Origin of the sequence: Rothia sp. HMSC062F03 (assembly GCF_001836905.1) — a bacterium.
GTDB classification, from domain to species: Bacteria; Actinomycetota; Actinomycetes; order Actinomycetales; family Micrococcaceae; genus Rothia; species Rothia mucilaginosa_A.
Genome location: NZ_KV830885.1, coordinates 80,798 through 94,326 on the forward strand (window position 1 = coordinate 80,798; position 13,529 = coordinate 94,326).

At 59.5% G+C, this 13,529-nt stretch carries 11 protein-coding genes and 3 tRNA genes; 10 read left to right on the forward strand and 4 right to left on the reverse strand.

Annotated elements, in window-relative coordinates:
- Positions 1 to 177: 177 nt before the first annotated feature.
- Positions 178 to 621 (forward strand): YchJ family protein, encoded by a 444-nt coding sequence (locus HMPREF2674_RS05950; protein ID WP_070825107.1) that lies wholly within the window; start codon positions 178 to 180, stop codon positions 619 to 621.
- 103 nt (positions 622 to 724) lie between these two features.
- Here the strand turns inward: HMPREF2674_RS05950 and HMPREF2674_RS09145 are convergent, their stop codons facing one another.
- The 4 genes from HMPREF2674_RS09145 to HMPREF2674_RS05965 form a co-directional block, all read right to left on the reverse strand.
- A complete protein-coding gene (locus HMPREF2674_RS09145) occupies positions 725 to 1,474 on the reverse strand; it encodes a hypothetical protein (RefSeq protein ID WP_084824437.1) in 750 nt (249 codons plus the stop codon).
- Positions 1,475 to 1,476: 2 nt separating this feature from the next.
- Positions 1,477 to 2,160, reverse strand: a complete 684-nt coding sequence (locus tag HMPREF2674_RS09150; RefSeq protein ID WP_044143869.1) for a hypothetical protein — start codon at positions 2,158 to 2,160, stop codon at positions 1,477 to 1,479.
- A gap of 140 nt (positions 2,161 to 2,300) precedes the next feature.
- Entirely contained in the window at positions 2,301 to 3,749 is a 1,449-nt protein-coding gene (locus HMPREF2674_RS05960; RefSeq protein ID WP_070825109.1) for an NCS2 family permease, read from the reverse strand.
- 319 nt (positions 3,750 to 4,068) lie between these two features.
- Positions 4,069 to 5,535, reverse strand: a complete 1,467-nt coding sequence (locus HMPREF2674_RS05965; protein WP_070648373.1) for an NCS2 family permease — start codon at positions 5,533 to 5,535, stop codon at positions 4,069 to 4,071.
- Positions 5,536 to 5,925: 390 nt separating this feature from the next.
- Here HMPREF2674_RS05965 and HMPREF2674_RS05970 point away from each other — a divergent pair, with 390 nt between their 5' ends.
- The 9 genes from HMPREF2674_RS05970 (at position 5,926) to HMPREF2674_RS06010 (ending at position 13,488) form a co-directional block, all read left to right on the forward strand.
- Positions 5,926 to 6,315 (forward strand): DUF2218 domain-containing protein, encoded by a 390-nt coding sequence (locus tag HMPREF2674_RS05970; protein ID WP_049343598.1) that lies wholly within the window; start codon positions 5,926 to 5,928, stop codon positions 6,313 to 6,315.
- Positions 6,316 to 6,593: 278 nt separating this feature from the next.
- The gene (locus tag HMPREF2674_RS05975) at positions 6,594 to 7,997 is read left to right on the forward strand and encodes an FAD-dependent oxidoreductase (protein ID WP_070825110.1); all 1,404 of its coding nucleotides are present in this window, start codon (positions 6,594 to 6,596) and stop codon (positions 7,995 to 7,997) included.
- A gap of 1,487 nt (positions 7,998 to 9,484) precedes the next feature.
- Positions 9,485 to 9,557: transfer RNA gene (locus tag HMPREF2674_RS05980), tRNA-Glu, on the forward strand.
- A 69-nt stretch (positions 9,558 to 9,626) separates the two neighbouring features.
- Positions 9,627 to 9,700, forward strand: a tRNA-Asp gene (locus tag HMPREF2674_RS05985).
- Positions 9,701 to 9,773: 73 nt separating this feature from the next.
- A tRNA-Phe gene (locus HMPREF2674_RS05990) sits at positions 9,774 to 9,846 on the forward strand.
- A gap of 257 nt (positions 9,847 to 10,103) precedes the next feature.
- The gene (locus tag HMPREF2674_RS05995) at positions 10,104 to 11,054 is read left to right on the forward strand and encodes an ABC transporter ATP-binding protein (RefSeq protein WP_049333939.1); all 951 of its coding nucleotides are present in this window, start codon (positions 10,104 to 10,106) and stop codon (positions 11,052 to 11,054) included.
- On the forward strand, positions 11,051 to 11,815 hold the full coding sequence (locus HMPREF2674_RS06000; RefSeq protein ID WP_049333940.1) for an ABC transporter permease: 765 nt from the start codon (positions 11,051 to 11,053) through the stop codon (positions 11,813 to 11,815). The genes HMPREF2674_RS05995 and HMPREF2674_RS06000 overlap by 4 nt, the downstream gene beginning before the upstream one ends.
- Before the next feature lie 3 nt (positions 11,816 to 11,818).
- Positions 11,819 to 12,517 (forward strand): ABC transporter permease, encoded by a 699-nt coding sequence (locus HMPREF2674_RS06005; protein ID WP_070825111.1) that lies wholly within the window; start codon positions 11,819 to 11,821, stop codon positions 12,515 to 12,517.
- A gap of 5 nt (positions 12,518 to 12,522) precedes the next feature.
- Positions 12,523 to 13,488 (forward strand): ABC transporter substrate-binding protein, encoded by a 966-nt coding sequence (locus tag HMPREF2674_RS06010; RefSeq protein WP_070825157.1) that lies wholly within the window; start codon positions 12,523 to 12,525, stop codon positions 13,486 to 13,488.
- Positions 13,489 to 13,529: the final 41 nt, after the last annotated feature.

The following is a 13,529-nucleotide window of genomic DNA, read 5'->3' on the forward strand; positions in this document are numbered from 1 at the left end:
CGCTGAAGCGTACCGTGTAGGTTCGCTCAAACTTAACGATTGAAAACAAGAACGCCCGTTCTGCTGAGGACATGTGTCCCCGGCGGAGCGGGCGTTTCTCTGCGCTGTGCCTTCTTGACGCTGTGCTTTCTTGACGCGGGGCTTCCTTGGTGCGGCGCGTTCCCTATACTGGGTGGCATGACTGAACTTAACCGGGCTGAACTAAACCATGATGACCGCTGCCCCTGCTCGAGCGGCGAGGTGTACGGCGCCTGCTGCGGCAGGTTCCTGGGCGAGTTTGCCGCCTCCGGTGCGCTGACCGCCCCCGCGCCGGAGCAGCTGATGCGCTCGCGTTTTACCGCCTTTGCGATTGGCGATGCGGCGTACCTGTTGGCGAGCTGGCATCCGAGTACCCGCCCGAGCACTCTGGAGCTGGAGGACGATATCCGCTGGTACCGCCTGGATATTCTGGGCTCTTCGGGCGGCCCGTTTGATGTATCCGGTACGGTGGAGTTCGTTGCGTATTACCGTTCGGTGCCGGGTGTTCCTGCGGAGGAGCGGGTGAAGGGCAGCATGCATGAGCTGTCGCGCTTTGAGAAGGTGGGCGGCGCCTGGTTCTACGTGGACGGCGACGTTCGTTAGCTTTCCCGCTCTCGCCTCCTGTGGGGCAGGCGCATCAAGAGCATATAAAGAAATGGCAGAATCATTCCGAAACCGGAATGATTCTGCCATTTCTTTGTTTTAGTTAGCTTCTGTCTTTTAGAAGATTTTCAAGATAGTTCTCTAAACGAGAGGTTACCTCCAGCTCGCGGTCAGAAATAATGCCGGTGTATTCCTGGAGCGACCTCGAAATACCGTCATGAAGGCGATATATCTGTTTTCCAGAAAGCGTCGGGATATCTCGACGCTCTTGAGAATTAAGAACTGAAGATAAAAGAATAATGTCTCGGAAATGTCGACTTTTATCGGAATCTCCATTGTTGAGCAGAGCCGATACTTTCTCGTACAGGGCGCCCAAACCATCAGGAACGTTGACTGTAAATTGGCGGTTAGCGCAGAGTACAGATGCTTTACGGGTGCGTTCAAGCCCAAACTGGGCGCCCCGAGTCTCTAGTAGGCGACCAAACCCTGGATACTCATAGGTGCGAGCGGACTCCGACTGTCCCGAAGGGATGAGGATATCTATCTGAGCTTCGCCGCGAACCCACCGGTGATTTTGGCCGGATGCATTGAACCCGGCAATTGAAAATCCGGCATTGCTAAGAGCCTCATGGAACTGACGAACATACGCCCGTGATGCGCGGATATCAAGAATAACGTCGATATCGTGAGTGGATCGAGAACCCGCATAGCTTCGCTCTGCAGCCAACAGACGCATCATGCTTCCACCTGCCAGGGACCATCCTTGCGACATAATCTCTGAGATATCAGCCAGACCAAGCCAAGAGGCGCGCTCTGCCCCAATAGCAGGAATCAAAATAGGGGATGCGGTCATGACTAAGACGCTTTCTTGAAAACAGAATCTTGAAGAATGCGCTCTGCCTCAGCGGAGCTTCGCGGATCCCCCAAATCTAGAAGATCTACCGCCACATGCAAGGGAAGAATATGGGGCGGCTCATCGCATTCACGCAAGATAATGTTCGCCGAATCTACAGACGCCGGAAGCAGGTTGTACAGAAAAATGATGTTCTCTAAATCCTGGCTTGAAACATATGCATCAACCATTGAGCCGTACACCTGAGAAATATCGCTACTAATGCCGGTAAGCGACAATGCAGGGTCTTCCAAAATTGCAGGAATTTCAGCGGGAGGAGCCTGCAGATGATGCACTTTCAGACCGCGGCGAGCTCGGTATCGCTCAACAGACGCAGGCCCTTGCACCTGAATTGCTGAGGCGCGTTCTTTTGCCCTGCGGCGTTCCTCAGCAGATAGGACAGATGACTGACCATCGCAGTAACGCGCCAAAGCGTTGAATGCATCGAAGGAAATAGGACGGCCAGCATTACTGCGGTGCGCAGCGGGAAGAGCGTCGACAACCCAGCGGCTTCCCAATTTACGACCTTGGAGCATTCCACGTTCTAAGCGGGCGCGCACGCTTCGCTCTGAAACCTTAGCTTCTTGAGCATACTCTTGAACGGACATCATGGCAGAATCATACCGAAAACGGAATGATTCTGCCATGATTTTCTTGCACCCGGAAGCGATAAGGAACATGTAAGGGCGAACCAGATACGCCAAAGGCAGGCCCTTCGACAGCTAGAAAACTTACATTCTCAGCCGCATCAGGAACCTGCCTTCAGCAAATATGTAGATTGTCGGACTTAGCTAGTCCAGCCGTTAATGATGCCCATACCGAAGTAAATCACGAACACCGCGGAGACCAGGTACATCAGCCAGTGCACATCCTTGCCGCGGCCCTGCACCAGGCGAATGAAAGTGTAGGACACGAAACCGGCACCGATACCGTTCGCAATCGAGTACGACAGCGGCATGAAGATAATGGTCAGGAACGCCGGAATACCCAGACCCCAGTCGGTCCAGTCAATATTCACGGCCTGGCGGATCATCAGGAAGCCGACCACGACCAGCGCCGGAGCAACCGCCTCGAAAGGAACGATGGTGACCAGCGGCGAAATGAAAATCGCCAGCAGGAACAGCACACCGGTCACAATGTTCGCAAAGCCGGTGCGTGCACCCGCACCAATACCGGTAGCGGACTCCACGAAAATCTGGTTGGCGGAACCGGACGCGCCACCACCGACAACGGAACCGAAAGCGTCCACGAGCAGGACCTTGTCGATGTCCTCGACCTTACCGTCCTTCATGGTGCCAGCCTCGGCGGCAAGACCAACCGAAACGCCCATCGCGTCGAAGAACACGGACAGCAGAATGGTGAACACCAGCAGTGAAGCAGCCAGCGGACCGATGTGGGTGAACGCGCCGAACAGGTCAGCGGAACCGATGAGGGAGAAGTTCGGGGTGGTGAACTTCATGTCCGCCAGGGAAGGCACGTTCAGGGACCAGCCGGTTGCCGACTCCTTCACGGAACCGGAGGGGACAACCGCCTCCAGAATCAGGGACAGCGCGGTGGAGGCGAGCACGCCCCACAGGATCGCGCCCTTCACGTTACGGATGAACAGGGCGATGGTGAAGAACAGGCCGAATAGGAAGACGAGGGTGGGCCAACCGAGCAGGTGACCGCCCGCACCGAGGCTCACCGGAACGGTGGTGCCAGCTGCGTCAGGCATGCGGCGGATAATGCCGGAGTCGACCAGACCGATAAAGGAAATGAAGAAGCCGATACCGACCACAATCGCGGTCTTGAGCGACTCGGGGACCGCCTCAAACACCGCGGTACGGAAGCCGGTGAGCACCAGAACGGTCATGATCAGACCGGCAAGAACGACCAGGCCCATGATGTCTGCCCAGGTCAGGTTCGGGGTGGTGGCAATGGTGGAGGCGAGCAGCGCGTTCACGCCCAGGCCAGCCGCCATGGCGAAGGGCTGCTTGGCGATAACACCCATGAGGATGGTCATCACGCCGGCAACCAGCGCGGTCACAGCCGCGACGGGTGCGATGCCGAGGGTGCGTTCGGAGGCGTCGGCACCGGTACCGATGACGAGGGGGTTCAGCACCACGATGTAGCTCATGGCGAAGAATGCGGCGAGGCCGCCGCGGAATTCTGCGGCAATGGAGGAGCCACGCTCGGAAATCTTGAAGTAGCGGTCGAGCGCACCGGTGGGTGCGGCCGCCTTCTGAGGTTCAGACATGTAAGGATCCGTTGATGTTGTTCGGTGTGTACTGTTGCGCCGCCGGTTTCGCGGGCGAAGCTCGCGGACTAGGCTCATAACCGGGCGTCACAATGGTTCAACCATTGTAGGCGCCGCCGAGCGACTCGTGCCGGTGAAACGCGTTGTGTGCGACGGTTCAGTCGGTGATGTGGTGTTTCCCGGCCCCAGCTAAATAGCCAGAATCGGCAACCGGGGCAGAGGGGAGAATAGCCCAGGGCGGGGCGCCGACACTCGAAGGTGCCGGTACCCCGCCCTGCCGGTGCCCGCCTCCATGTGCGGAGGCGGGCATCCGATGTGTTTAGTGCATCCAGCCGGTAATCAGGCCGTTAGCGAAGAAGATGAGGAACACTGCGGAAACCACGTACATGAGCCAGTGAACTTCCTTGCCGCGGCCCTGCACCAGGCGGATGAAGACGTAGGACAGGAAGCCTGCGCCGATACCGTCCGCGATGGAGTAGGACAGAGGCATAAAGATGATGGTCATGAACGCGGGGATACCCAGGCCCCAGTCGGTCCACTCGATGTTCACTGCCTGGCGAATCATCAGGAAGCCGACGAACACCATTGCAGGTGCAACAGCTTCGAAGGGCACGATGGTGACCAGGGGGGTCAGGAAGATCGCGACGAGGAACAGCACGCCGGTGACGATGTTTGCGAAGCCGGTGCGTGCGCCCGCGCCGATACCGGTTGCGGACTCCACGAAGATCTGGCTCGAGGAGGAGGAGGTGCCACCGCCGGCTACGGAGCCGAGGGCGTCCACGAGCAGGACCTTGTCGACGTTCTCGATCTGGCCGTCCTTCATGGTGCCTGCCTCGGTTGCGAGACCGACGGAGGTGCCCATTGCGTCGAAGAAGGCGGAAATCAGGATGGTGAAGATCAGCAGAACGGCTGCCATGCCGCCGAGGGTGCCGAAGGCGCTGAACAGGTCAGCGGAACCGAACAGCGAGAAGTCGGGCAGCTTGCTGGTGCTGGAATCCCAAACGGGGACGTTCAGGGACCAACCGGTGGGGGAGGTCTGAACGCTGCCGGAGGGCACGACCTGCTCCAGGATGATGGAGAGGGCGGTGGAGGCAATCACGCCGTAGAGGATTGCACCCTTCACGTTGCGAATGAACAGCGCAATGGTGAGGAACAGGCCGAAGAGGAAGACCAGGGTGGGCCAGCCGAGCAGGTGGCCGCTCACGCCGAAGGAGACGGGCACGGTGGTGCCTGCTGCGTCGGGCATGCGGCGGATGATACCCGCGTTAACGAGGCCGATGAAGGCGATGAAGAAACCGATACCGACGACGATTGCGACCTTGAGCGATTCGGGGACCGCGTTGAACACCGCGGTGCGGAAGCCGGTCAGCACGAGGATGGTCATCAGCACACCCGCCCAGACGACCAGACCCATGATGGCGGGCCAGGTTAGGTTGGGGGTGGAGGCGATGGTGGTTGCCAGCAGCGCGTTCACGCCGAGGCCTGCGGCCATGGCGAAGGGCTGCTTGGCGACGACGCCCATGAGGATGGTCATGACACCTGCGACCAGTGCGGTCATTGCGGCGACCTGCGGCACGCCGAGCGTGTTGCCGGATACGTCCTTGCCGAGGCCGATGATGAGGGGGTTCAGCACGACGATGTAGCTCATCGCGAAGAAGGTGGCGAGGCCGCCTCGGAATTCTGCGCCGAGGGTGGAGCCACGTTCGCTGATCTTGAAGTAACGGTCCAGTGCGCCCTTGGCTTCTGCCTTGGGGTTCTGGGGAGCCGCGGTGTTCTCAGAAGACATTCGTGAAAATCCGTAGATACTCTTAGTAGGGGCGGGCACCGGGGTTCCGAGCCCGCATAAGAAAAGCGTCACGTCCCGCAAAGTGGGGATGTGACGCTGTTGTTACCACGATATTTTACGGCTAAAGGTATTTTCTTCGCTAGTTCAGCAAACTTTCAGGTAGTTTTCAGCCGTTGGAACCGCCCTCGGAGCCCTTCTCACGGTGCCTGCGAGGGTGTCGAGGGAGGATGCGTCATAGAGGTAGTTATCTCTCGCCCCTGCGCGAACATCGACGAATTATTAGGTTAGTGAACCCTAACTACCTGTTATATTCGAAGTGAAATAACGTGTCGCCGGATGCAGGGTTCCGTGTGGTGAGCCTTTTCCGACATAGATGAGAAGGAGTCCACCGTGACTGAAACCCCGCAGGAAAACACTGCAGTCCCCGCTGAAAACCAGCCTGCCGAGAACTACCCCGCCGCAGAATCCCTGCCGGTACGCCAGCGCGCCGTCGTAGCAACCGACCGCCCCGCCCGATACATCAAGCAGCTCGGCTCCCACATGGGCCGCAAGCTCGGCACCGCAGAACTGCCCGACGGCATCCGTCTCACCTTCAACCGCGACGGCATTTTCCGCGGCTACGGTGACCTGCGCGAAACTGACGGCGCACTCGTCATGGAGGTGCGCGCCGAAAGCGACGAGCAGGCTGCCCACCTGGCGGATGTGCTGGACCGCCACCTGGTCCGCTTCGGTGAGCGCGACGAACTGACCGTGAACTTTGAGGCGGTACCCGCCTCCTAGCAACCGACCCCCTAGTCTTCGTTACCCTGCCCCGCCCTCCTGCACCTCGGAGGGCGGGGCGGTTTTCTGTGCGGAGCGGCTCGCCCGCAACCCGTCCCGCGGTTCTCCACCGAGGCCAGATTAGGTGATAGAAAATTATCCTATTTGCTGAGCTTGTCCCCTTTTCCCCGTAAAGGGGCGCTCCTGCCCGGTAAAATAGGCACGAAGTGAACACTAAGCTCACCGCGCCTTCACGCCGTACCTGGCGTTTGCCGGTGAACTTTGAAAGGAAGATATTCGTGTCTGAAGCAGCACGCCCCCTGCGCGTCGCCGTTATCGGTGCAGGTCCTGCCGGTATTTACACCGCCGACATCCTCACCAAGTCCGAAGAGGTCCGCACCGGCGCCGTTGAGGTCGCCATCGACATCTTCGACCGCTACCCCGCCCCCTTCGGCCTGATTCGTTACGGTGTGGCACCGGATCACCCCCGCATTAAGGGCATTATCACCGCACTGCACAAGGTCCTGGACCGCGGCGACATCCGTTTCTTCGGTAACGTCGAGTACGGTAAGGATCTAACCCTCGCCGACCTGCGCGAGCACTACGACGCCATTATCTTCGCGACCGGTGCCATCCACGACGCAGCGCTGAACATTGAGGGTATCGACCTGGACAGCTCCTACGGTGCAGCCGACTTCGTCTCCTGGTACGACGGCCACCCCGACTACCCCCGCACCTGGCCGCTCGAAGCTGAGCAGGTTGCGGTGCTAGGTAACGGCAACGTCGCCCTGGACGTCTCCCGCATCCTCTCCAAGCACGCTGACGACCTGCTCGTCACCGAAATCCCCGACAACGTCTACGAGGGCCTGAAGGCTTCCCCCGTGACCGACGTGCACGTCTTCGGTCGCCGCGGCCCCGCACAGATGAAGTTCACCCCGCTCGAGCTGCGAGAACTCGCACACTCCCGCGACGTGGACATCGTCCTGTACGAGGAAGACTTCCAGTTCGACGAGGCTTCCGAGGAAGCAATGGAGAAGAACGCGCAGACCAAGGTCATGATGAAGACCCTGCGCGGCTGGCTGGAAGACCAGAAGAACAACGAGCAGACCGCATCCCGCCGCCTGCACCTGCACTTCCTGCAGTCCCCGCACGAGATTCTCGGCGAAGACGGCAAGGTCGTGGGTCTGCGCATGGAGCGCAACAAACTGGACGGCAAGGGCGGCATCATCGGTACCGGCGAGTACGTGGATTACCCCGTGCAGGCCGTCTACCGCGCCATCGGCTACTTTGGTTCCGAGCTGCCCGAGGTCGGTTACGACAGCAAGCGCGGTGTAGTCACCAACGTTGAGGGTCGCGTCGTGGACGAGAATGGCGAGGTTGTTCCCGGCCTGTACGCAACCGGCTGGATCAAGCGCGGCCCCGTGGGCCTAATCGGCTCCACCAAGTCTGACGCACTCGAGACCATTACCCACCTGCTCGAGGACCGCGAGAACCTCTACACCGCGCCCGAGCCGGACGCCGAAACCTTCAGCGCCTACCTGGATTCCAAAGGCATCAAGTACACCACCTGGGAAGGCTGGCACCGCCTGGACGACCACGAGAAGGCACTGGGCGCAGCATCCAAGGACGCTGCCGGTGAGCCTCGCGCTCGCGTGAAGGTTGTGGACCGCGACGAGATGATTAACATCTCTCGTGGCGAGTAATCCTCGCGTTTAGAACGTAGAGCGTAGAAATCGACCCCGCACCGTGAGCCGGTGCGGGGTCGATTTTTGTCTCTGCAGGGATGCGGGGGATGTTAAAGAAAACCCACCCCGCATCATGAGGTAATGCGGGGTGGGCGGGGTAGGTGCCGAAGACACTCGAGGACATACCCTCCGGCTACCCTGAACGCGCGGCGAACCCATGCAGTGGCTCCACGTGCGGCGCGTCCTCTAACGGGGTCTAGAAAGCTAAAGAAACACCAAGATTAGCTCTCTAAACAAGCACGCGGTCCTACGGTGTGTAGACCGCGCACACTTATTCAAACCTGGGATGCTACTGGCGGCGCGGCATGATCGACGCGCTCAGCGAGCTAGGGACACAGTTGGAGGATCCAGGGTTGCATGCTTCGTACGGGATGGTGCCCGTGCCCCTCACGCGGTGATTCGTGGCAGGCGTTGCTGCTGACGCTGGATCCCCCATCAGATCTCTATGCGGTTTATCGGTAAATAATGTGCGGCGACTTTCGTCATTGGGACTTATCGGAAGCAGTCCCGTGAGGTCCGGAAGTGATCTCACGTCTCCTATAGTACGGTGCTCAAAGAGAGTGCTTCAAGCAATATTGGGGGCTATTTCGGGGCGGATATTATCTCGCCTTGTCAATCGCTGGAGGTTTATCAAATCTTTATATTTGTGTGTCGTCATAAATCTCAATTTAAGTGCACGGCTATAAAAATATACCTCTGACAAGCCAGTTTATTGTATTCCCTGGAGTGAATATTTGCATTATGGTGCACACTGTGAGGCAAGAGACGTAAATTTCTACCAAAAGTGCATTTTCACTCGGTGCATTGTTGGATGGGTACTTGATATGCGCGACGGGTATATCGCCATTTTTATTTAATATGCACAAAGTGCATTTTTGGTAAATGTCAAAAAGAATAAAAGTAATCCGGGTTCGCCTCGCAAATAGGGGAATATCGGTGGGGGTCTTTCGGCGGCATCGAGGGCACGGGATTGCGCGGGGGCCGAGACGATCGGGACGGTGGGGATTTTGGGTTTGCGCGAGCTCTCGCCGGCTCCTTTCTCTAGCTTTCCTGGGTTCCTCTTGCTGGCCCCTCCGCGAGTTCGCGACGGGGGAGCGCATCTTCTCGGGGTTTCTAGTTCGGGATGTCGGAGAAAGGACAATGCCGACCTCTTTGCGGAGAGTCGTTGGGGACAATTTGAGGGTGGTTTGGGAAGTGGGGAGGGGGTTTGCAACCTCAAAAGTGCACTCAAGAGGGGTTTTTGAAGAAAATTTAAAATTTTTTTGATATCCGCTTAATCCTTTCTGACCTGTTGGAATGATGGTGTTATGGGGCATAAATACCTGCATTTCGGCCTTGAAAACACCCAAAATCGAACAAAACGATTTGCGCACCCTTTTGAACCTGGCGTAGACTAGTGGAGGTTCGAACGACGGGATGAACAAAGAACCTGTTCGATCGACTAGGCCCCCATCGTCTAGCGGCCTAGGACGCCGCCCTTTCACGGCGGTAGCACGGGTTCAAATCCCGTTGGGGGTACTTGCAAATCACCTCGATTTGCAAAGCCAAGTTAGATGACGTAGGATTTACTCCTGTTGATTCCAACAAGGCCCCGTAGCGCAGTTGGTTAGCGCGCCGCCCTGTCACGGCGGAGGTCGCGGGTTCAAGTCCCGTCGGGGTCGCTCTGGCCGCGTAATTTCAGATGAGAGATCATCGAAAGACGCGGTCATTGCGTATCTAAAACAAAATACGCAAGGCTCTGTAGCTCAGTTGGTAGAGCGTACGACTGAAAATCGTAAGGTCACCGGATCGACGCCGGTCGGAGCCACGAAATCCGCCTCCAGGCTTCTACAGTGGGGCGGGTTTTGTTTTTAAAAAACTTGCGGTTGCAGATACTGCAAAACCGTCGAAAAGGCGGCATATTGGGAATAAAACCCTGAGATGCCGCCTTCTTCTATACAGTACGGACCCACCGCACTGCTGCGGATAGCTCCTGTAGATAGCTCCGCGCCGGAACCTAACCGGGTAATTCCTGCGCACAGGCACACACATACACGATGGCCAGCAGAAAGGACCACCGCACCCATGACCGCTCAGAATCCCAGCTCACAGCCTCCGGAGAGCTCACCTCAGATTCCGAGCTCAGCCCAGATTCCCTGGGCAAAAAATTCTGCCGCTGACAGCAACCCCGCAGGCGGAATCCGCTTCGAGAACATCACCAAGAACTACCCGAGCCAAACCGGCGAACCCACCACGGTACTGCAGGACCTGAACCTGCACATCCCCGCCGGGCAGATTACCGTGTTCGTCGGACCCTCCGGCTGCGGTAAAACCACTAGTCTACGCATGATTAACCGCATGGTAGAGCCCAATAGCGGCACCATCACCATTGACGGCGTGAACGTGCACGAAAAGAACCCCTACGAGCTGCGCCGCGGCATTGGCTACGTCATGCAGCAGGGTGGGCTCATGCCGCACCGCACCGTCGCGCAGAATATTGCCACCGTACCGCGCCTGCTCGGCGCCTCCCGCAAGGAGGCGCAGGCTCGCGCCCTCGAACTGCTTGAGGTCGTCGGTCTGGATTCTTCGTACGCCAAGCGCTACCCCTCCCAGCTTTCGGGCGGTCAGGTGCAGCGCGTTGGTGTGGCGCGTGCTCTCGCCGCCGATGCACCCGTCCTGCTGATGGACGAGCCGTTCTCCGCGGTGGATCCCGTGGTACGCACCGGCCTGCAGAAAGAGCTGCTGCGCCTACAGGCTCGCCTCGCCAAGACGATCGTGTTCGTCACCCACGACATTGACGAGGCGCTCCTGCTCGGCGATACAATCGCCGTCTTCGCGGAGGGCGGTCGCCTCGCGCAGTTCGGCACTCCCGAAGAGATTCTGTACAGCCCCGCCGATGATTTTGTGCGCTCCTTCGTGAGCCGCTCCGTTGCCGGTCTGCTGGACGAGCAGACGGTGCGCCAGGCGCGTGCACGCCGACTTGCCGCCTCCCGAGAAGAGCAGAATAGCGCGGCAGAAGGCGAGAAAAGCGAATGAGCCTTCTAGAAAGCAGTGTGCTGGCGGCACCACCTATTGCCGCATCACCCCTCACCGCAAGCGACATGCACTGGGAATGGGTCGCCGCCAATAGTCAGCGTATCCTCGAGCTGACCCTCAGCCACCTCTACCAGGGCGTCGTGCCCGTCGCGATTGGTGCTCTCGTCGCGCTGCCGGTCGCCTACTACGCGAGCCGTCGCCGTGACCGCGGTTCCGAACGCCGCATCGGTGCGCGAACCCTCATGCACCTCTCCTCGCTGCTGTACACCATCCCCTCAATCGCACTGTTCGTGCTCATGCCGCTCATTCTGGGAACCTCCATTATTTCCCCGCTGAACGTGCTCGTCGCCCTGAGCGTCTACTCCTTCTCGCTCATGGTGCGCTCCGGTGTGGACGCCTTCGACTCCGTACCCGATAGCGTGCACGAATCTGCACGGGCCCTCGGATACACGCCCCGACAGGCGCTGATGGAGCTCTACCTGCCCCTCGCTACGCCCGTCATTATGGCGGGAATACGCGTGGCAACCGTGGCAAATATTGCGATGGTGTCCGTGGGTGCCCTCATCGGTGTACCCTCGCTCGGCACGCTCTTCACCGACGGACTCGCGCGCAATATCCCTTCGGAAATCCTGGCTGGCGTAATCCTTAGCCTGCTGCTGGCACTGGTCCTCGACCTGCTCCTTATCCTTCTGACGAGGGCACTTACGCCCTGGCAGGCGGCTACGGTTGCGAACCGCCGCAGTCCCGAAAGGAAGGCATAACCCGTGAACGTCATAGAACGAACCTTCGCCTACCTCATGGACGGCGCCAACTGGCAGGGAAGCGGCGGAATCCTCGTGCGCCTGCTCGAACACCTGAGCGTCACCGCCCTCGCCACCGCCTGCGCGGCACTCATCGTCGTGCCTCTCGGTCTCTGGGCTGGGCACCACCGCCCGGGTTACGGCACCAACCGCCGCCGCAGCAACCTGCTCATGAGCGCCGTAGCCGCCACCCGCGCGCTACCCGCGCTCGGTCTGCTCACCATCTTGGCGCTCTGGCTGGGCGTCTCAACCCTGCCTGCTCTCATCGTGCTCATTATTATTGCGGCGGCACCCCTGCTCGCCGGAGTTCTTGAAGGCCTCGCCGCAGTACCCGAAGACCTCGTGGATGCGGCCCGCGCTCAGGGACTCACCGAATGGCAGATCCTGACCCGCCTCGAAATCCCGCTCGCCGCCAACATGATGCTCGGCGGGCTCCGCTCCGCACTCGTGCAGGTCATCGCAACCGCGACCATCGTCGCCTACCTGAGCGGCGGAACCCTCGGCAGGTACCTCTTCGACGGGCTCGCCGTGCGCGACTACCCGCGCATGCTCGTCGCAACCCTGCTCGTAGCGCTTCTCGCCTTCGCCGTGGATGCGCTCATGGGCCTTGCGCAGCGTGTGCTCACTCCCGCGGGGCTCACCATCAACCGGAAGAAGGCATGAACCCGATGAATCAGGCACCTAAAACCTTCTCGCGCCATACCGTATCTCGTCGCACTGCTCTCACCGCCGCCGGTGCACTCGGCATGGCGGGTATTCTTAGCGCCTGCGGGCTCAGCGGCGACAAAGTCTTCAGCGGCGAACACGAAGGAATCATCGTCGGCTCAGCCGCCTTCGCCGAATCCCAGATTCTCGCCGAAATCTACGCCGGAGCCCTCGCCCGGGCGGGATTCAACGCCCGCACCCAGCTAAGCATCGGCGCCCGCGAGGCGTACCTGGGGGCACTCGCCTCCGGTGCGGTGGACGTTATCCCGGACTACTCCGGCAACCTGCTGCTATACCTGGACCCGAAGGCTACAGCTAACACTGCGCAGGAGATTCTGCAGGCGCTACCCGCCGCCCTCGGCACCCTCACCACGGGTGGCTCCGGGGCTGAAATCCGCGCCCTCAACGCCTCCGAGGCGGAGGATAAGGACTCGCTCGTCGTCACCGCGCAGACCGCCCAGAAATACGGTCTGCGAAGCCTTGAAGACCTCGCCTCCCGCTGTACGAATCTGAAGCTCGGCGCCGCCCCGGAGTTTGCCGAGCGCGCCTACGGCATCCCGGGTCTGAAAGAGAAGTACGGATGCGTTCCCGCCGAGTTCGTGCCCCTCTCGGATGGCGGCGGCGCGTTGACCGTCAAGGCACTGTTGGATAACACCGTGCAGGTGGTTGACCTCTACTCGACCACCCCCGCGATTGAACAGAATCAGCTGGTGGTGCTGGAGGATCCGAAGAACATGATTTTGGCTCAGCAGGTGTTACCCATTATCAATACGTCGCGCGTTCCCGACTCCGCGGCGGAGGTTCTGAACCGTGTCTCGGCGAAGCTGACCACCGCCGATTTGCGCACCCTCAACGACCGCGTTTCGGGTACCTCTAAGCAGGAGCCCGCGCAGGCGGCGGCTACCTGGCTGAACGAGCACGGCTTCTAAGAATTTACCTGACATTCCGTATAAATTCCGCTATAGGAATG